This is a genomic window from Penaeicola halotolerans (genome assembly GCF_016464625.1).
Classification (GTDB): domain Bacteria; phylum Bacteroidota; class Bacteroidia; order Cytophagales; family Cyclobacteriaceae; genus Penaeicola; species Penaeicola halotolerans.
Genome location: NZ_JAEAGO010000003.1, coordinates 252187 through 271015 on the forward strand (window position 1 = coordinate 252187; position 18829 = coordinate 271015).

18 protein-coding genes are annotated in these 18829 nt (G+C 40.8%); 9 read left to right on the forward strand and 9 right to left on the reverse strand.

Features of this window, described 5'->3' with window-relative positions:
* Positions 1-29: 29 nt before the first annotated feature.
* Both I5349_RS08665 and dinB read left to right on the forward strand, forming a co-directional pair.
* The gene (locus tag I5349_RS08665; protein WP_226390364.1) at positions 30-626 is read left to right on the forward strand and encodes an IMPACT family protein; all 597 of its coding nucleotides are present in this window, start codon (positions 30-32) and stop codon (positions 624-626) included.
* A 26-nt stretch (positions 627-652) separates the two neighbouring features.
* A complete protein-coding gene (gene dinB / locus I5349_RS08670; RefSeq protein WP_226390365.1) occupies positions 653-1741 on the forward strand; it encodes a DNA polymerase IV in 1089 nt (362 codons plus the stop codon).
* Positions 1742-1783: 42 nt separating this feature from the next.
* Here dinB and I5349_RS08675 read toward each other — a convergent pair whose 3' ends face one another.
* Entirely contained in the window at positions 1784-2281 is a 498-nt protein-coding gene (locus tag I5349_RS08675; protein WP_226390366.1) for a DUF4494 domain-containing protein, read from the reverse strand.
* Positions 2282-2421: 140 nt separating this feature from the next.
* On the opposite strand from I5349_RS08675, the gene I5349_RS08680 reads away from it, so the two are divergent.
* A complete protein-coding gene (locus I5349_RS08680; RefSeq protein WP_226390367.1) occupies positions 2422-4698 on the forward strand; it encodes a patatin-like phospholipase family protein in 2277 nt (758 codons plus the stop codon).
* On the opposite strand, the gene I5349_RS08685 is transcribed toward I5349_RS08680, so the two are convergent.
* The 4 genes from I5349_RS08685 to I5349_RS08700 form a co-directional block, all read right to left on the reverse strand.
* Positions 4695-6149: an SLC13 family permease gene (locus tag I5349_RS08685; RefSeq protein WP_226390368.1), complete on the reverse strand. Its 1455-nt coding sequence runs from the start codon at positions 6147-6149 to the stop codon at positions 4695-4697. The two genes, I5349_RS08680 and I5349_RS08685, sit on opposite strands and share 4 nt — an antisense overlap.
* Before the next feature lies 1 nt (position 6150).
* On the reverse strand, positions 6151-8166 hold the full coding sequence (locus tag I5349_RS08690; protein WP_226390369.1) for a monovalent cation:proton antiporter family protein: 2016 nt from the start codon (positions 8164-8166) through the stop codon (positions 6151-6153).
* Between the two features lie 104 nt (positions 8167-8270).
* Positions 8271-8750, reverse strand: coding sequence for an Mpo1 family 2-hydroxy fatty acid dioxygenase (locus I5349_RS08695; RefSeq protein ID WP_226390370.1), 480 nt, complete (start codon positions 8748-8750; stop codon positions 8271-8273).
* 12 nt (positions 8751-8762) lie between these two features.
* The gene (locus I5349_RS08700; RefSeq protein WP_226390371.1) at positions 8763-9269 is read right to left on the reverse strand and encodes a DUF4442 domain-containing protein; all 507 of its coding nucleotides are present in this window, start codon (positions 9267-9269) and stop codon (positions 8763-8765) included.
* Between the two features lie 69 nt (positions 9270-9338).
* Between I5349_RS08700 and I5349_RS08705 the strand changes: the two genes are divergently transcribed.
* Genes I5349_RS08705 through I5349_RS08715 form a run of 3 tightly spaced genes read left to right on the forward strand, consistent with a single transcriptional unit; the run spans position 9339 to position 12572 of the window.
* Complete coding sequence (locus tag I5349_RS08705) at positions 9339-10469, forward strand: NAD(P)/FAD-dependent oxidoreductase (RefSeq protein ID WP_226390372.1); 1131 nt, start codon at positions 9339-9341, stop codon at positions 10467-10469.
* 53 nt (positions 10470-10522) lie between these two features.
* Complete coding sequence (gene nhaC / locus I5349_RS08710) at positions 10523-11998, forward strand: Na+/H+ antiporter NhaC (RefSeq protein WP_226390373.1); 1476 nt, start codon at positions 10523-10525, stop codon at positions 11996-11998.
* A complete protein-coding gene (locus I5349_RS08715; protein ID WP_226390374.1) occupies positions 11988-12572 on the forward strand; it encodes a 3'-5' exonuclease in 585 nt (194 codons plus the stop codon). Before nhaC ends, I5349_RS08715 begins: the two co-directional genes overlap by 11 nt.
* Here I5349_RS08715 and I5349_RS08720 read toward each other — a convergent pair.
* From I5349_RS08720 to I5349_RS08735, 4 genes are all read right to left on the reverse strand, one after another.
* Positions 12569-13159 (reverse strand): outer membrane beta-barrel protein, encoded by a 591-nt coding sequence (locus I5349_RS08720; RefSeq protein WP_226390375.1) that lies wholly within the window; start codon positions 13157-13159, stop codon positions 12569-12571. The two genes, I5349_RS08715 and I5349_RS08720, sit on opposite strands and share 4 nt — an antisense overlap.
* A gap of 80 nt (positions 13160-13239) precedes the next feature.
* Positions 13240-14313: an alanine racemase gene (locus tag I5349_RS08725; protein ID WP_226390376.1), complete on the reverse strand. Its 1074-nt coding sequence runs from the start codon at positions 14311-14313 to the stop codon at positions 13240-13242.
* 1 nt (position 14314) lies between these two features.
* On the reverse strand, positions 14315-14752 hold the full coding sequence (locus I5349_RS08730; RefSeq protein ID WP_226390377.1) for a GNAT family N-acetyltransferase: 438 nt from the start codon (positions 14750-14752) through the stop codon (positions 14315-14317).
* Positions 14742-16190 carry a sodium:solute symporter family protein gene (locus tag I5349_RS08735; RefSeq protein ID WP_226390378.1) on the reverse strand — a complete coding sequence of 483 codons (1449 nt, stop codon included), beginning with the start codon at positions 16188-16190 and terminating at the stop codon, positions 14742-14744. Before I5349_RS08735 ends, I5349_RS08730 begins: the two co-directional genes overlap by 11 nt.
* Positions 16191-16559: 369 nt before the next feature.
* On the opposite strand from I5349_RS08735, the gene I5349_RS08740 reads away from it, so the two are divergent.
* The 3 genes from I5349_RS08740 (at position 16560) to I5349_RS08750 (ending at position 18764) form a co-directional block, all read left to right on the forward strand.
* Positions 16560-17192 carry a hypothetical protein gene (locus I5349_RS08740; RefSeq protein WP_226390379.1) on the forward strand — a complete coding sequence of 211 codons (633 nt, stop codon included), beginning with the start codon at positions 16560-16562 and terminating at the stop codon, positions 17190-17192.
* Between the two features lie 106 nt (positions 17193-17298).
* Positions 17299-18357 (forward strand): linear amide C-N hydrolase, encoded by a 1059-nt coding sequence (locus I5349_RS08745; RefSeq protein WP_226390380.1) that lies wholly within the window; start codon positions 17299-17301, stop codon positions 18355-18357.
* On the forward strand, positions 18354-18764 hold the full coding sequence (locus tag I5349_RS08750) for a phosphate-starvation-inducible PsiE family protein (protein ID WP_226390381.1): 411 nt from the start codon (positions 18354-18356) through the stop codon (positions 18762-18764). The genes I5349_RS08745 and I5349_RS08750 overlap by 4 nt, the downstream gene beginning before the upstream one ends.
* Positions 18765-18829: the final 65 nt, after the last annotated feature.

The window sequence follows — 18829 nt, forward strand, 5'->3', positions numbered from 1 at the left end:
CTTCAATAATTTAATTATTTTTGTATACTATGATCCATACCTCTGATTCCTATCTCACCCTAGCACGATCATCTGAAGGATTTTACAAAGAAAAAGGGAGTAAATTTATCAGCCTAGCCTACAAAGTATATGATGAAGAAGAAGTCAAGTCAATTCTATTGTCGCTCAAAAAACAATACCATGACGCTCGGCATCACTGCTATGCTTATATCCTAGGACAAGATCAGACAAACTACCGAGCCAATGATGACGGAGAACCAAATCACAGTGCTGGAGATCCCATATTAGGTCAAATTCGCTCTCATAATCTGACAAATGTTCTCATCGTAGTCATACGTTATTTTGGAGGTACAAAACTTGGCGTAGGAGGACTCATTTCAGCTTACAAAACAGCTGCTGCGGAAGCCATCGCTAGCAATGAAATCATCGAAGAGATTGTATTTGAAAAGATCACTGTAGATTTTGAATATCCAGCTATGAATGAAATCATGCGCGTGATAAAGGATTATGATCTGACTATCATTGAACAAGACTTTGGAATAAAGTGTCATATTACTGTGAAAGTGAGGGCTGCTTTAGTCGAAGAGGTAAATGCAAAGCTCCACGTAGCAATCAATGGGTTCTAACATCTATCTAGACCAATGCGCTAATCATGAAGGAGGAATCAGCTGTACGAAAGATTATACATGTGGATATGGATGCATTTTATGCTTCTGTAGAGCAGCTGGACAATCCATCACTGAGAGGGAAACCCATAGCAGTAGGCGGAAATCGTGAAAGAGGCGTGGTAGCCGCTGCAAGCTATGAAGCGAGAAAGTATGGTGTAAGATCCGCCATGCCTTCTAAAATAGCAGCTCGAAAATGTCCCGAGTTGATTTTTGTTAAACCAAGATTTGATCGCTACAAGGAGATCTCGCTTCAGATCAGAGAGATTTTCTTCGATTATACTGACTTGGTAGAACCTCTCTCCCTTGATGAGGCTTTTCTAGATGTGACGGTCAACAAAAAGGACATGCCTTACGCAACAAAAATCGCTAGAGAGATCAGAAATAGGATCAAAATTGAACTAGGACTCAATGCCTCCGCAGGGATTTCTTACAATAAATTTCTAGCCAAAATAGCCTCTGATCTCAATAAGCCAAACGGTCAAGCTGTCATTTTGCCTGAAGATGCCGAGGCATTCCTAGAAAAACTTCCCATAGAAAAATTCTTCGGTATTGGTAAAGTAACTGCTGAAAAAATGCAAGAAATAGGCATCCATACAGGTGCTGAACTGAAAGAGCGCAGTCTCCAAGAGCTCACGAGGAGATTTGGCAAATCTGGCTTGCACTACTACAATATCGTAAGAGGTGTACATCTCAGCGCTGTCAAGCCAAATAGAATCAGAAAGTCCATCAGTGCTGAAAACACATTTGCTAATGACCTGTCTGAACCCGAAGAGATTCAAGAAGCACTGCACAAAATAGTCGATGAACTACTTAGAAGAATAGAAAAAACAGCGATAACAGGCCGTACGCTAACGCTTAAGATCAAATATGCAGACTTTGAGCTGCATACTCGTAGCAAAAGCCTTGAGCGGTATATTCTCAAGGAGGAAATTTACCCGATGACCATTGAGCTGCTCCATCAAGAATCTCTGGCTAAACCAGTCAGATTATTCGGCATCGGACTGTCAAATCTCAACCTCACAGATCCTGCAGACGAAGAAACTGGTCAACTCAAAATCAAATATCCGCTTTGATCTAAAAGCAAAATGCCAGAGCGGCTTGCTCTGGCATCAGGACTATTCGTCATCCTCCTCTATCTCTGAGACTGGCTTGAATCCATCTGGAACCTTCATAGCTTTCTCATCCGAAGAGACATACTTAAATATATCGATGATAGGACTCTCTGTGACATCTGGCACTCTAAAAGTAACCAACATATTGTTGAGACTTTCAAATATTCGCTCAAAAGCCTGCTTGACATCCTCAGCCTGTACGAGCATATAGTTAGTTACCTTCTTCTCCTTTCCAGAGTCTCCATCTGCTACTAAGTAAGTCACCTTGCATTTGTGCCATAGATCTGACTCATGAAAGAAAAAGACATCTGTGAGATTACTCTTACTGATATTGGTCACCTGAAACTCCCCACGAATCATCATTCCTAGCTCCTCATAGATCCTCGCTTCTGCCTCTGTAAAAGAAACAGCATCTACGAGATACTGCTCAGAGACATTTTTGAGCAGCCCTTGCTCATTTTCTTTTTGATATTTTACTTTACACAAAAACCAAGTTCTCATTTTTTTCTACTATTTAAGTCTGCTAAGGTAAGCATACAGCTTAAAGAGAAAAAGAGCAATGATTAAAATTGACCGAAGATGTCCTTCACTTGACCTTTATTCCTATTATTTTCATAAATTCAGCGAAATCAATTACACAGATGCTAAAGGCCTTTTATTTTTCATTTCCAATACAGTTGCTTGTCACGCATTTCAAGAAAAACATTTTGCTGCTGATCATTTGGTTGCTACTTTTTCTGATCGTTACGGGCAGGTTTGGTTCCGTTTTAGGCATTCCTTATTTGTTCCTAGATCCTGAGTATCTCAATCAGGTTGACTTCACTTCTTTTTTCATCATGGGTTTTGTAGTGGGTGGATTCATTATGGCCTTTCATATTGCATCATACATTCTTGACGGCCCTAAGTTTCCATTTTTAGGAAATTTAAAGCACCCATTCACCAAATTCTGTGTAAACAATAGCATCATCCCAAGTATTTTCAATATCGTCTACATTTACCATTTCGTCAGTTTCCAAATCAAAAATGGAGAAGACGAACCTATTCGCATCGTCATATTGGTTATTGCCTACTTGATTGGCGTGATGGCGATGGTCATATTTCTCTTCGCTTACTTCAGATTGACCAATAAGGACATCTTCAAACTACTAGCAGACAACTTAGAAAAACGACTCAAAAAGGTAAAAATCACCCGTGCTAATGTGCTCAAAAGACTTTCTGATAGTAAGAAAAAGGTCAGCCCGATCAGCTACTATTTCAACTCTTTCATGAAGTTAAAAAGAGTGGATCAAATAGTCCATCAATATGATAGAGAGGCTATCATGCGTGTTTTTGATCAAAATCACCTCAACTCTATCGTCATCCAATCAGTGATTTTTGTGGTCATAATACTACTCGGTGTCTTTAGAGACAATCCAGTGTTTCAGATACCTGCAGCAGCTAGTGCTGTGTTACTTTTCACCATCTTGGTGATGTTCTTTGGTGCTTTTACTTTTTGGATGAGAGATTGGGCAGTTCCAGGTGCTATCTTACTCATCTTAGGGGTAAACTTCTTAGCTAGTCACCCCATATTTGATCGGCCTAATGAAGCCTATGGAATCGTCTATGATGGACCTAGAGCTAGCTACAACCTAGACGCTATAGCTGCACTCAATCACCCTGACACACTCACCAAAGACCTAAGTGCCACACTACAAATCTTGGAGAAATGGAGAGCTAAATTTCCACAAGACCAATCTCCTAAACTCGTTCTCATCGCTACAAGTGGTGGTGGTCAGCGCGCTGCACTTTGGACCATGCGCGTACTTCAGACGGCAGATAGTATCTCAGAAAGCTCCTTGATGAAGCATACAGCCTTGATGACGGGTGCATCGGGTGGATTGATAGGAGCAGCATACTATCGCGAACTTTATAGACAAGCGCAAATGGGAGAAATTCCTTCAGCTTATGCTCCAAGCTACCTTAGAAAGATAGGTGCTGATAATCTTAATCCCATCATTTTCACCGCAGTGGTCAACGACCTTTTTATTCGTTATCAATATTTTCACTATGCAGGTAGAGATTATCTGAAAGATCGAGGCTTTGCTTTTGAACAGCAGTTGAATAAAAACACTGACTTCGTACTAGATAAGCCGATTTCTGCTTATCAGGAGGAAGAAAGCGAAGCAAAAATTCCACTACTTTTCATCACTCCTACTATCACCAATGATGGTCGTAAGCTATTCATCTCTCCACATCGGCTATCTTTCATGACTTCCTTTGGCTATGGAGATAGACTAGGCAATGAAAAACTTCAAGGAATAGATTTCGGCAGGTTTTTTCAAAATCAAGATGCTGGTTCCTTAAGATTTAGTAGTGCCTTAAGGATGGCAGCTAGCTTTCCCTATATCACGCCTAATGTGGAACTTCCAAGCGAGCCGGTCATAGAAATCATGGACTCTGGCTACTCTGACAACTTTGGTGTGCAGGATGCGCTCAGATTTGTACATGTCTTCCAAGACTGGATCAGTGAAAACACATCCGGTGTTGTAATGATCACAATTAGAGATTCTGAAAAAGTCACAGAGATAGAAAAAAACATGAGCACTAGCCTTTTTCAAAAGATCTTCACTCCTCTGAGAAGTATTTATATCAATTGGGATAATGTACAAACCCTCAATAATGAAGTAGCCATCAATTATGTGCCTCAATGGCTTAATGCTCCTTTTGAGCGAATCGAATTTGAGTACTCTACCAGAAGAATTGTAGAACAAAACAATCCAAAAGGGACTGAAAGCGAAAAACAATTGGCAGAAGAAATCGAACGTGCCTCACTTAACTGGAGACTGACAGCTGGTGAAAAAAGAAGTATACTAGAAAGCATCTACTTACCTACCAACCAAGAGTCTCTTAGAAGGCTAAAAGAAATACTAGTGGACTAAATCCAACCAAATGATGCTAATGATCTGAAATACAAAATGATCAATGCTAAGGAAAATAGCCCGATGATCAAGCCTGTTTTCATAAAATCTTGATTGGTCAATACGCCTCTAGCATAAGCTATGGCATTGGGAGGCGTACTAACGGGAAGTGCCATGGCTGTGCTAGCACTTAGCGCTACACCGAAGCATAATACCAACTCTGAAAATCCTCCTATAGTCCCTAAACTAATAGCTATTGGGATGACCAAATTGGCTGAAGCCGTATTGGACATAAAAGTACTAAGCGCTAGGGTAAATAAAAGCAGGAGCGGAAATAGCCACTGACCATCCATAGGGATTTGAGCAATCAAAGCAGTGTCTAAACTACTAGCTTGTAGCCCTTTGCCTAGCGCTAGACCTCCTGCTATAAGTAATAAAATATGCCAATCGATGTCATTGACATCTTTAGTACCAATAATACCCGTAGTAGTAAATGCAACAGCAGGTATCATCGCTACTACCGCTGCCGGAAGTCCATGCACTCGATCTGTTAACCATAGAGAAACAGTCACCACAAAGACCGCGATCACAAACCAAGACCTTGGCTCCATTTTACTATAGGATATCTTTAAGTCCATCTGTCCCGTAGTACTGGGCTTAAAATAGCGCCACAAAAGCCCCCATAGTAACAGCAAAGTCAGCAACATCAAGGGCATAGCATAGATCATCCAAGAAACAAAATCTAAAGAAATACCTGCTCCATTGAGATAGGCGACTGCTACAGCATTGGGTGGTGAAGCGATGGGTGTTCCCATACCACCTAGATTCGCAGCAAAGGGTATAGCTAATAAAAGACCTTTTCGAAAACGATCTGTCACTGAAATCTGACTGATTACAGGCGCTGCCAAAGTCACCATCATGGCAGTAGTGGCGGTATTGCTCATCCACATAGAAAAGCCAGCAGTGATCAATATGAAACCTAATAAGATAAATAATGGCTGACGACCAAATACCCTCAAAACAATCGCTGCCAGCGACTGATCTACTCCTTCTTTAGTCGCGGCCATAGCCAAAATGAACCCTCCAAAGAAGAGCACTAAAATAGGATCTCCAAGTGGGCTAAGGACTTGATTGACACTTAGCACAGAATCTCCTACCCAAAGCCACTCTCCTGGATTGGCCAATAAGACGATCTGCAAGGAGAGGATCAAAATAGCTGTAGCAAAAAGTGGAATCACCTCAGTCACCCAAAGCAGAGAGGCCAAAATAAAGATCCCCGCCATCCATGAAGCTGAAGCACTCAATGTTGTCTCTGTGCTTAGTACATAAGATAATAACACAGCCACTAACACCATGAGCCAAAAGCCAAGTAACTTTCCTAATCTAATAGGCGACTTCGTGCCTGCCAACAACTGAAAATCAATCAGTTCTTGATAGGCTTCTTTCAGCTTGTCGTAAGATAGTAGCTTCATTTTAGACTTTTATTTCATCCTCAAAACGCGTGATATTCTCAGGAGTACCTACCACATAGACAAGATCTTCTAATCTAATTTCAGTATCTGCAGAGACATCCGTGATCATCTTTTCTCCTCTCTTGATGGCGACTACAGATACACCAAAGTGATTTCTAATATCAGATTCATTAAGTTTTTTTCCGACTACTTTACCGCCTTCTCTATGCACACTGAGCGAGACGAAATTGATGTTGGGTAAGTCTATATTTAATTTATCTCCGCCCATGGCTGTACGGCTAGATCGAAGCATCTCATAGTTGTCCATACGGATAGATTGTGTGAAATCCTCTATTTTATCTTTAGGGATCAGGTACTTGTTCAGCACACGTGTAAAGATCTCAATAGATGTCTCAAACTCCTCTGGAATGACTTCATCCGCACCTAGTCGATAGTTGGCCTCCATCTCTTGGATGAATCGTGTCCTCACGATCACGTAGATTTTTTTAGAAATAGATCTAATGTTTGAAATGATACTTTTTGTGGCTTGCGCATCAGAAATCGCTACTACCACTACACGCGCTTTGTGAATATTTAAATGCTCTAGGATAGTACCATTGATAGCATCACCATACATGATGGGCTCTCCTTTGGCAGCCTCACGTTTTACAGTCTCCGCATTGAGTTCTACGATCACATAAGGGATCTGAGCGCTTTTGGCTGCTTTGGCTACGTTTTGCCCATTCAGTCCATAGCCTATGATGACTAAGTGATCCTCCAAGTCATGACTTTGATCGACCTCCATATCTGGCAAAGTCCCATTAGCGCTAAATCTAGATTTGATCTTTTCTGGTATCGGGATGTTTAGGATTCTACAAGCCATATTATTAGAGCCTTTCATCACAAATGGTGTCACTGCCATAGTCAAAATAGACACTGCCAAGAAATACTGATAAGATACCGGATCTAATATCTCTAGCTTCACTCCCTCTTTAGCTAGCAAAAGTGAAAACTCTCCTACCTGAAAAAGTGAGAAACCCACAATCATCGAAATTCTAGCAGGCAGCTTAAGTGCTGCAGCCGCACCATATCCTGTAATGATCTTGAGTAGCATCGTCAAACCGACTAGCGCCAAAATCATCGGAAAGTTTTCTATTAAGAAGTTAGAGTCAAAAAGCATCCCTACAGATACAAAGAAAAAACTAATGAATATCTCTCTAAATGGTAGTATAGCACTGGTCGCCTGATGACTATAGTCTGATTCACTCACAATCAGTCCAGCCAAAAATGCTCCCAAGCCTAAAGAAAGTCCTAGCTGTGATGTGGCATAGGCTACCGCAAAACAGATCACCACAATACTCAATATAAAGAGCTCTTTGCTCTTAGTCATAGCCACTCTGTAGAGCAATTGAGGCACTACATATCGCGCCAATACCAGTGTGAGGACGATGACTAGCAAACCTTTTCCTCCTAAAATAAGCAGCGACATACCCACATCGTCTGTCGCTCCCGCCAGCATAGGCGTGAAAAGCATCATAGGAACGATTATGATGTCTTGAAATATCAAAATAGCCAGAATGGTCTTACCGTGAGGTGCATTGACTTCTCCTCTTTCTTGGAGTAGCTTGAGTACGATAGCAGTACTACTCAGCGAAAAAAGGAAGCCAAAAAATACGGCCTTATTCCAATCAAACCCGAAAAAATGCGTCACTACTGCTGTAGCAGCTATGGTCAGTAAAACCTGAAGTGTCCCTCCTATGAATACATAGCGCTTGATCGCTGAGAGACTTTGAAGTGAAAACTCCATTCCAATCACAAAGAGCAGCAAGATGACACCTATCTCTGATAAGATATCCACCGCTTCTGAAGCTTCTACCAAACTGAGTCCATAAGGTCCAGCGATGACTCCTGTGATCAAAAACCCAATGATCGTAGGAAATTTAAGTCTTTGGAAAGCTAAGATCACAACAGTAGCCAGTCCAAGGATCACTACAATGTCTGACAATAAAGGAATCTCAACAGCAAGAAGTGGTGTCATAAAGTTCAATGGTTAATCAAAAGTATGTACAAAATAAGGATTTTAAATAAAATAGCCGCTCTATGGCAAAAGCGGCTTTTCAAACTTCCTATAAAAACTAAAAGCTAATACTTTAGTCCAGCCTTCTTGTAAATGAAATGCATCAACCAAGCTGGACCAATGAGTAAAAACTGTAAATCTTTTAGAAATGAGGGTTTTTTACCTTCTACCTTGTGACCATAAAACTGCCCTATCCAAGCTAGTACAAAAATCCCCAAGCTAATCTGCCATAATGGAATAGTCGTGCTATTCACTATCACACTTGCCATAAACAAACAGGCCGCAGAAAACAGGAGCATACCAAAAAACAAGGGCGGTGAAAGCCTGATATAATACAGTAAAACCAAAGCCAAAACCACAGTGGCCCAGTTAGCAAAAACGCCCAAACTTCCCTCCATAAAAGAAAGTGCTCCACTAGGTATCGACCATATCAGCCCTACTATGCTAAAAAAAATCAAAGGAACACATATCCAATGAATCAACTTATTGGTTTCATTTTGATGGCTGACTCCGTATTCGGTGAGTAACTGATCTATCTTTCTCATCGTATGTTGGGTTTAAAGTGTCGTTTTTACCTTTTGCCAAGATTTGATCTGCCAAGTAACTTTAGCAACCACTACAGCCCGATCATCTGTATCATAAACAGTGATCTCACAAGTGACAAATACTGCTTCTTGACTTTTTAAAGGTATCAAAATTGTTTCTTCCAACCAATCCTTATGTAGCTCAAACTTGGCATAAACATCTTTTTTGGCTTGATAAAGGTACTCTAACTCCAGTTTTTGAAGGATGATCCTATAGTCTGATGCCCCTAGCACATCTATCAATTTAAAGCCTGTCACAAACTCACACAATGTTGCCAATGCACAAGCGTGTATTCCTCTGATATGGTTAAAATTACCTCGCTTATAGGGTAAGTCAATCCTAAGTGACTGATCACTGATCGCAGTAATCTTAAATCCGTGTGGCTTATTAAAAGGAATCTTATAAGCCAACACCTTATTGAGTAACCAAAGGTGAAAATTAGACTGCTTAGCTTTTTGTATGATCTCAGCGGCTTCCATAGATTAGGTTTAGATATCTTTTCAAGTTAGTCTTTTGTTAGCTAATTTGCCACAAACAATAAAAAAGACATGATCAGCATTTGGGAAAAGAAGCACTTTGTGAGCTTTGACTATCTCATCATAGGAGGTGGTATCGTAGGGCTGTCTACCGCTATTCATCTCAAAGAGCATCATCCACATGCCCAAGTAGCCATTTTAGAAAGAGGTCTTTTCCCCAGTGGAGCTAGTACCAAAAATGCAGGATTCGCCTGCTTTGGCAGTTTAACTGAATTACTCGATGACCTAGCACAAACTAACAGCGATACGGTGCTAAAGACAGTAGAAAGTCGATGGCTTGGCCTACAGAAACTCCGCTCCAAACTGGGAGATCGGCACATTGATTTTCAAAATCATGGTGGATACGAACTATTAGGAGGTGCTGACCTAAAAGCATTAGATCAAATGCAAGAGATCAACGAATGGCTAAAACCGCTCTTTGGCAAAGCAGTATTTTCCATCCAAAATGAAAAAATAGATCAGTTTGGCTTTTCAAAAAATGCGGTCAAAAGCCTAGTTTGGAATGCCTTTGAGGGTCAAATAGACACTGGATTGATGATGAAGTCACTACATCAGCTCGCCAGTGAACTTGGTGTCAAAATATATACAGGTGCCCATTTGGAGAGTTACACGCTTATAAATAATGATGTAGCTTGTCAAGTAAACACACTACAGGGGTCTTATCCACTTAAAACCAAGTCTCTTATATTCTGCACCAATGCTTTTACCAAGCAACATTTCCCTAATTTAGACATTCAACCTGGCCGCGGAATGGTCATGGTTACTACGCCTATCAAAGATTTGAAATTTGAGGGAACCTTCCACATAGAAAAAGGGTATTACTATTTCAGAAATTACCAATCTCGACTACTCATAGGAGGCGGAAGGCATTTGGACTTTGCGGGTGAAACTAGCTATGACTTTGGACTCAATCCCAAAATCTCCTCTGCCATTCATCAATTAATCCAAGAAGTGATCCTACCTGATCAAGCTTATGAAATAGACTTAAGTTGGTCTGGAATCATGGCATTTGGCCAGTCAAAATCGCCTATTATCCAGCAGCTTGAGCCAAATGTCTATGCTGCTTGTAGACTAGGAGGCATGGGAGTAGCCATCGGTTGGCAGGTGGGGGAAACTGTAGCTAAGCTAGTTTTAGAGGCTTAAATGCAATAATTTTTATTATCTTTCAAATCTCATTATAGAATCGAAAAATCAGCATGAGTAGTCAACCCCAAAAACCGGGATTATTTCTTTCGCTTTTCCCCATTATCTTCCTGATAGGACTTTTGATCATCAATATCCAAGTATTTGGAGATGATGGGCTTTCTGGTTCTAATCAAATGGTGCTCGTACTGGCTTCAGCCGTAGCAGCTATTATCGCTGTAAAGCTTGGACATACTTGGGAGAAAATCCAAGATGGGGTAGTCGCAAGTATTAGTTCTGCCATGTCTTCCATTCTTATTTTACTTTTGATAGGCTCACTTGCGGGTACTTGGCTATTGAGTGGTATCGTACCAGCCATGATATACTATGGACTTCAAGTATTAAATCCCACTATATTTTTGATGGCTGCTTGTGTAGTCAGTGCTGTAGTTTCTGTCTCTACGGGTAGCTCTTGGACTACTGTAGCCACTGTCGGTGTAGCCCTTCTAGGAATAGGTAAAGCGCTGGGTTTTGAAGAAGGCATCATCGCAGGAGCGATCATTTCAGGAGCTTATTTTGGAGATAAAATGTCACCCCTTTCAGATACGACTAATCTAGCTCCCGCTATGGCTGGTACGGATCTTTTTACTCATATTAAATATATGGCTAAGACGACTGTACCGAGCATCATCATCACCTTGATCATCTTTACAGTCATCGGCTTTACAGATGGCGCATCGGGAGAGCTTAGCGATGTAGGGATCATCTCTAATGTCATCACAGAAAACTTTAATATCAACGGTTGGCTCTTCATAGTTCCCGTATTAGTCATCATCATGATCGTCAGAAAAGTCCCTGCCGTACCAGCATTATTGGCGGGAGCTTTGCTAGGAGGTATTTTTGCGGTGATTTTCCAACCAGAGATCATCCAGCGAATAGCTGATACCAATGGATCTTACGCTTATCTCAGCTTTATCGCTGTGATGAAAGCACTCTATGGGGACATCGGGATCGTCACCACCAATGAGATCGTCAATGAACTACTACAAACCAGTGGTATGGCAGGTATGCTCAATACCATCTGGCTTATTTTAGTAGCGATGGTATTTGGCGGTATCTTAGAGTCTAGTGGCATGCTCAAAACGATTGCTGAATATGTAATCAAACTAGCTCAAAGCACAGGTTCGCTCATCGCTACCACCACAGGTACTTGTGTATTCTTTAACATCACCACTTCTGACCAATACCTAGCCATCCTCGTTCCAGGACGTATGTATGCGGATGTCTACAAAAAGAGAGGGCTTAAGCCAGAAAACCTCAGCAGAACGCTAGAAGATTCTGCGACTGTGACATCCGTCTTGGTGCCTTGGAATACTTGCGGTGCTACACAAGCCTCAGTGCTCGGAGTCGCGACATTAACTTATTTACCATTTTGCTTCTTCAATATCATCAGTCCGTTCATGACGATGATCTATGGCTACTTCAATATCGGCTTGACGAGATACAGCGATGAAGAAATGAAAGCATTCGAACAAGAAGATGCTGCTTAGAAAGATAACTAAAGAAGAAATTACTGAGCTTCCACTGGGAGCATTTGAGGGTGAGTCTATCGTGATAGATGATGAAAAAGAAGTCACTGAAGCCATCAAAATCCTCTACAAATCAAGAGTTATAGGCTTTGACACAGAGACGAAACCTGCCTTCAAAAAGGGACAATTCAATGAAGTCGCTCTACTACAGCTCAGCACATTAGACCAAGCTTTTCTTTTCAGATTGAATCATATAGGACTGCCTAAAGTAATCACTAAACTGTTGGCAGATCCCGCAGTGATCAAAGTAGGAGCAGCTGTACATGATGACATCAAAGCATTAAAAAAACTCACCTACTTCCAGCCAAAAGCATTCTTTGACCTCAATGATGAGTGTAAAGCTGTTGGCTTTAAAAGCTATGGTGTGAGAAACTTGTCAGCTTTGGTTTTGGGCATTAGAATCTCTAAATCAGAGCAACTTTCTAACTGGGAAACGGATACACTATCAGAAAAGCAAATCAAATACGCAGCTACTGATGCTTGGGCATGCTTAGAAATCTATCAGGAATTAGTCAAACAAGGTTACTTTGATTAAAAAGTATAGCCTAGACCAAATTTAAAGACCCTATTGTAGACAGACTGTGCGCCATCTCTATCTAAGGTGAAAAGTCCATGATCATAAGTGGCCAACACTTCAAAAGACTTGAAGAATCGGTATTTCAGACCTAAATGTGGGGCTAGGTCAAAATTTCTAAAGCCTTGAGTGTCCAATAAAATCACCGTCCTATTTTCTCCTGAAAAATCTGGCGCATCAAAAAACAATTCGTTTTCAAGAAGATAAGAAGGCTGTAAGCCGACCAAAACATCTAAGTTAGGCAGCACATTTCTTCTCAAAGCTATAGGCAAATCTAAATAGTAACTTCTGACAGCATACTCTCCGTTAGCGAAAGTCTCTTTAGATCCTTTGGCTGCAAACTGCAAACCTACTTCTATTCTAGATTGCTCATCTTTGAGCGGAAAACTTACAAATGCTCCTCCGAAATAAGCTAATCTCATCTCTTGGTTCACGGCATCAGCACCTCCAAAATAGGGCGCTGTGATACCTGCCCTCAGACCATAGTCTATTTGAGCTTGAGCTGAATAAGAGAATAACACAAAACAAATCAAGAGAAGCTTTTTCATCAGAGCCGAATTTTAATCCAAAATAATGAAGTCTAAACTACAAAGCAATAGGTAATTGTTTCACCACTCATTTTAAAATACTAAGCCACCCGCTTGTCTATGTAACTCGAATTTAAAATTGCTAAAGCACCCATATACTTCAACTGAAAAGGAAGCAAATCTCCTACCTTATACTGATGCGGATTATCCCCTAGATCGATCACTAACATGTCAGAACTGGCACCTATGATCTCAATGCCCATATTTTCCTCGATGATCAAATACTTTGGGTCTATGTCCAGCAAACCGATATCGATGATTGCTCTAAAGCTCGTTTTACCATAGAGACTTTCATCTACTTCAGCCACTACACCTTGCGGATTAGCTGCTAGCTCGCCAGAAGGCACGAGTGGCTTTTCGTGCATCTCAATGATTTCAGTGAATAGCTCAAATACATCTCCATGCATCCCATCGATGACTTTGTCTTCAAAGAGATCCGCTCCAAAATAAAGCGTCTCTCCCACTCTAAAGTGATTGACTCCAGCAGGCAACTGCTGACGCATCATCAGTGGGATAGTCACAGATGTTCCAGCTGATACCCAAGGAATCTTTTTATTAAACTTGAGCTCTATGATCTGCTTATAAAGTGATAGTTGTATCAGCTTATCTGTAGATGGCATGACACCATTGAGGCAGTTTAGATTGGTTCCTAAACCTATGATCTCAATGTGCGGAAGCTCAAATACTTGCTCATAAAAATGCACAAGTTCATCTCCCATCACCCCTTCTCTAAGATCACCTGTCTCTACCATGATGATGATCTTATGATGCTTATTTTGACGCACAGCCTCCTCTGATAGCCAAGTGATAGTGTCTAACTCAGAGTTGAGGCTGACATCTGCATAGCTGATAATCTTGGGAATATTACGCTTCGAAGGAGGCTTGATATACACCGTCTGCACATCTCCATGGATCTCTTTGACCTTTTTGAGATTGCTGATACGAGAGTCATGTATTTCTCTAACACCCAAGTTGATCAATTCTTTAAGGTACATACGGTTACCGCAAAGCAATTTGGAAACCACACCCCATTCTACTTGCTGTTTGTCAAAAAGCTCCTTTAGGAAATTAAAATTATGCTGAAGCTTATCCCTATATAGATTTAAAAATGCCATGTTATCTAGTTAACCTCATCTCAAGGTATTTGTTGGTAAAACCTAACTTTTCATAAAGTTTTCTAGCAGGATTGTCAGGTTCTACGTGCAGTGCAATACTTCCTTTCGCCATCTCTATAGCCTTCTGCATGAGCGATTTACCTGTTCCTTTGCCTCTTTGATTTTGATGTACTGCTATGTATACCAAAATATTCTCAGGGATGTACCCGTCCATACCGGTATAGTTGATCACCGTAGCACCGACTATATCTCTACCCTCACGCGCCAGTATCGCATAGCCTCCTCTATTTTTCGCACTATCTAGCGCGTAGTCTAGGCATTTCATGATATCCTCATGCCTATCACCATACTGATCTAAATGGGTGAAAAGAAAATCTGCTATCTCCTTCTTTTGAAGATAAGTAGCATTGTCGATACTAGTTAGTGTTTCAAAGTTCATGTGTTTTGACTTTTGATTGATATGTTGGAAATAAAATAGATACTAAAACAAAAAGAGCCAAGGAAAGTAACAGCCCAAAGAAGTTAGGATCGAGCCCTAAAGGCAAGTCTACCTTCAAAATAGAAAGTGTCGCAGTAAGTCCGCCTCCACCGATCATAGCAGCCAATGCCGCTACCCAATTACTTTTCCCCCAGAATAGTCCCGCGATAAGTGGCACCAATAGTCCAGAGACCATAAAAGCATAGGAATAGATCATGAGATCGAGCACATTGGTCATCTGAGAGGCGATGACTAAAGCTAATACCCCAATGACCAAAGTAAGAAGCTGGGAAACTCTCAATGTCTTAGCTTCTCCGTAAGAAGCCAATTTCTTGCCAAGAATGTCTGAGGTCAGATTTCCCGAAGCAGCCATCATGCAACTATCCGCTGTAGAAAGCACCGCAGAGAAATAGGCTGACATCATGAGACCCATTAGTCCTGCTGGAAGTACCTGACTAAGTAAAATAGGCAAACCCATCTCAGGGTCTACATCGGCTAATGCTACAATATCCGTAAATAGCCCTTGCTCAAAGGCCACTCTAGCAAGCAAACCAAGCGTCACTCCCATCAGTGCCATGATCGGCCACTCAAAAAGTCCCGCAATAAACCATGCTTTCTTAGCAGTTTTCTCATCTCTACAAGCGAATATCCGTTGATAAAGCGTCATGCCAACAAACCAAATAGGAATGATGGTAATAGCCCAATTGGCAAGGTCCTGCCAAGCCAAATTATCAAATCTTAGAAACTCAGCAGGCAAAGAACTAACAATACCCTCCCATCCACCTACATAAGTATAAGAGATCGGGATGCCTATAAATATAAATCCTGCAAGCAAAATAATCCATTGTATGGTATCGGTATAGATCACTGCTTTGATACCGCCTAATACGGTATAGACTACTGCGATCAATCCCATGATCCAGAGGGCGGTATTCATCTCTAAGTCTACAAAAGTCCCTGAAGCCAACTTGGCTCCTGCAAGGATCTGAGAACTCGTAAAGCCCAAATAACCAATAAAAGAAATGATAGCGGCTACAAAAGCTACTTTGCTATTGTATAAAAAACCAAAAATCTCTGGGAAGGTATAGAGATTTTTAAATCTAGGCTGTGACTTCACGACAGGAATAAGGAGAACTGCAGCCAACCATGCTCCCAAAAGTCCAGTGAAGAGCATCCAAGAGCCAGACATCCCCATCATAAATCCTAGGCCTCCAAGGCCTACTGAAAATCCCCCACCAACATCTGTAGCTACTACTGACAAGCCGATATGCCAACTCCCCATATTACGACCACCGACATAATAATCCTCTTTGCCAGCATTGGTACGCATAAAATAATAACCCACACCCAACATGATGAGCATGTAAATAATGAAAATACTAATATCTATTGGACTCATGGCTAATGGTTTAGACTGGTGTAACGCCTGTAGACTAAAAAGAACACCGACACATTAATTATGACAGATTGCTAATTTATATGTTTTTGGACTTAAAACAAAATAATATAACAAATCTAAGTTAACTAAACTCAAAAAACGCAATTTTGTTATGAGCTAAATGAGAGAAGTGAAATTTAATTGTTTTGAAAAAAGAGTACACGACTATTATGTAGGTTTTAAAATTATAATTGTTTCACAATTTAAAAGAGTCATTTTCTTACTTTTTATTTATATTTCTAAATAAAATTTAAATCCAACCACTAACCTTTACAAAAAATGACAAGAGAAGCTCAACTTGCATTTTGCAAAAGATGCACTAACCGACACATGGATCAAATGCAAGGTCTGCTTTGTGGTCTCACAAATGCTAAAGCAGATTTTCAAGACAGTTGCATAAGCTATCAAGCGGATGATAGCACTAACGTTTCTGAAAATGATGATCAGGTAAGTTATTCTGGTGCTGAGATTGATAGCATGATATCGCCTGAAATGCATTCTTTATTAAGCAGTGAACAGCGTTTATTCCCCGCTATTTTAGTAGGACTTACAGCAGGGTTTATCTGTTCGATATTATGGGCGGCTATCAGCGTAGCTACAGGATATCAAATAGGCTATATGGCTATCGCAGTCGGAGCAGCTGTAGGGTTTTCGATGCGCTACGTAGGAAAAGGAATCGATCAAATCTACGGCATCATGGGAGGTGCGATTGCTTTCATAAGTGTTCTACTGGGCAATTTCCTTGTCTTTATTGGATTTGTCGCAGAATCTGAAAATCTAGGTTATCTAGAGACTATTTTAGTTCTAGACTATAGCTATCTTCCAGAGATATTGATTGAATCATTTAGTTCTTTAGTAGGTATTCTATTTTATGGTTTGGCTGTTTTAGAAGGTTATAAATTTGCATTTAGAAAATTTACAAAAGCAGATATAGAATCTATGATGAGATCTAAAACCTTATAAAAGTGTAATCCAACTCAAAACATACACTATATTACACAGCAACTAGCACAATAAACCTACACTCCATTTGGCAAAATATCAACTAAGGAATCCGAACTAATTGACCATGAAAAAAATTTACAAAAACCTCGCAATCGTGATGGCATGCTATCTAGCAGTCATCCTTTCTAACATCGAATCCTATGCTTGTACTAGAGTCGTCTATAAAGGACCCAATGGGACAGTGCTGACAGGAAGAACGATGGACTTTTCATTAGAAATCCCAGCTAATCAGTGGATTTTTCCTCGCGGGATGAAGAGAACTGGCGAGGTTGGCAAAAACTCAATCGAATGGGTCTCAAAATATGGTAGCCTAGCCGTTAGCTCATGGGATATCTCTATCTCAGATGGCATGAACGAAAAAGGACTGGTAGCCAACATGCTTTGGCTTGTAGAGTCTGAATACCCAAGCTTCAATAAAGAAGGAAATACTAAGGGACTCGCTATTTCTCTATGGGCTCAGTATGTATTGGACAATTTTGCCACCGTATCAGAAGCTGTAGAGGCACTCAGCAAAGAATCATTCGCAATCGTCTCGGACTTCATCCCTGGAACCAACAAATTCACTACCGTTCACCTCTCTATCTCTGACGCCTCTGGAGATAGTGCCATATTTGAGTATATAGGTGGTAAGCTAGTGATTCATCATGATCCTTGCTATACTGTGATGACCAACGACCCAGCTTACGACAAGCAACTAGCCATAGCGAAGTATTGGGAAAACATCCCAGGAAAGACTTTCCTGCCAGGCTCTGTCACTGCCTCAGATCGTTTTGCGAGGGCATCCTTTTTCATCAAAGCCATCCCACAAACAGATGATACCCGCATCGCAGTAGCCAGTGTATTCAGTGTGATCAGAAACGTTTCTGTGCCTTATGGTTTTGAGATAGAGGGCTATCCAAACCTTTCAACTACGCGTTGGAGAGCAGTGGCTGATCAAAAAAATCTTGTGTACTATTTTGAAACTGCCCTGACGCCTAATGCCTTTTGGGTTGATCTTAAGAAAATAGATTTTAGTGAGAAAGCCAGTGTCAGAAAATTAGATTTATCGAACCACAAGACTTACTCTGGAGAGACATCTGATGAATTTAAAAAAGCTACTCCATTTAAATTTATTGGTATATGAGCCATGAGTTTATCAAAAAGTTTGAGGTAGCAGTCTTCTATGTGCTAAGTGCTATCATCGTACTGTACATAGCGGTAGAGCTGATCGAGTTGATTTATCAGTTTGGCAAAGCACTACTAACTATGAATGACACGACCACCCGACTGCTGATCACCAAAGAGCAAACAGCCATGGTGCTACCTGTCTTCTTCAACATTCTGATCGCAGTGGAGCTGATCGATACCTTTAATGTCTACATCAAAGAACACAGTATTAAGGTACAAAGCATATTACTCATCGGCCTGATCGCCATAGGTCGCAAGTTATTAGTACTTGACATCGGACATGCTGATGGCTTGAGCAATATTGGGATAGCCTCCATCATCGTAGCCTTGTCTCTAGGATACTATTTGGTGAAAAAGAAATAAGGAGCATCAGTGATGCTTAAGCTTCCACTACTAAAAATCCCTTGTTCACCTACTGACAAGGGATT

Coding starts and splice junctions, on each gene's coding strand:
- I5349_RS08690 (WP_226390369.1), bottom strand. CDS start 8,166: ATGACACCACTTCTTGCTGTTGAGATTCCTTTATTGTCAGACATTGTA.
- I5349_RS08705 (WP_226390372.1), top strand. CDS start 9,339: ATGATCAGCATTTGGGAAAAGAAGCACTTTGTGAGCTTTGACTATCTC.
- I5349_RS08665 (WP_226390364.1), top strand. CDS start 30: ATGATCCATACCTCTGATTCCTATCTCACCCTAGCACGATCATCTGAA.
- I5349_RS08735 (WP_226390378.1), bottom strand. CDS start 16,190: ATGAGTCCAATAGATATTAGTATTTTCATTATTTACATGCTCATCATG.
- I5349_RS08675 (WP_226390366.1), bottom strand. CDS start 2,281: ATGAGAACTTGGTTTTTGTGTAAAGTAAAATATCAAAAAGAAAATGAG.
- I5349_RS08685 (WP_226390368.1), bottom strand. CDS start 6,149: ATGAAGCTACTATCTTACGACAAGCTGAAAGAAGCCTATCAAGAACTG.
- nhaC (WP_226390373.1), top strand. CDS start 10,523: ATGAGTAGTCAACCCCAAAAACCGGGATTATTTCTTTCGCTTTTCCCC.
- I5349_RS08740 (WP_226390379.1), top strand. CDS start 16,560: ATGGATCAAATGCAAGGTCTGCTTTGTGGTCTCACAAATGCTAAAGCA.
- I5349_RS08720 (WP_226390375.1), bottom strand. CDS start 13,159: ATGAAAAAGCTTCTCTTGATTTGTTTTGTGTTATTCTCTTATTCAGCT.
- I5349_RS08730 (WP_226390377.1), bottom strand. CDS start 14,752: ATGAACTTTGAAACACTAACTAGTATCGACAATGCTACTTATCTTCAA.
- I5349_RS08695 (WP_226390370.1), bottom strand. CDS start 8,750: ATGAGAAAGATAGATCAGTTACTCACCGAATACGGAGTCAGCCATCAA.
- I5349_RS08680 (WP_226390367.1), top strand. CDS start 2,422: ATGCTAAAGGCCTTTTATTTTTCATTTCCAATACAGTTGCTTGTCACG.
- I5349_RS08750 (WP_226390381.1), top strand. CDS start 18,354: ATGAGCCATGAGTTTATCAAAAAGTTTGAGGTAGCAGTCTTCTATGTG.
- I5349_RS08700 (WP_226390371.1), bottom strand. CDS start 9,269: ATGGAAGCCGCTGAGATCATACAAAAAGCTAAGCAGTCTAATTTTCAC.
- I5349_RS08725 (WP_226390376.1), bottom strand. CDS start 14,313: ATGGCATTTTTAAATCTATATAGGGATAAGCTTCAGCATAATTTTAAT.
- dinB (WP_226390365.1), top strand. CDS start 653: ATGAAGGAGGAATCAGCTGTACGAAAGATTATACATGTGGATATGGAT.
- I5349_RS08715 (WP_226390374.1), top strand. CDS start 11,988: ATGCTGCTTAGAAAGATAACTAAAGAAGAAATTACTGAGCTTCCACTG.
- I5349_RS08745 (WP_226390380.1), top strand. CDS start 17,299: ATGAAAAAAATTTACAAAAACCTCGCAATCGTGATGGCATGCTATCTA.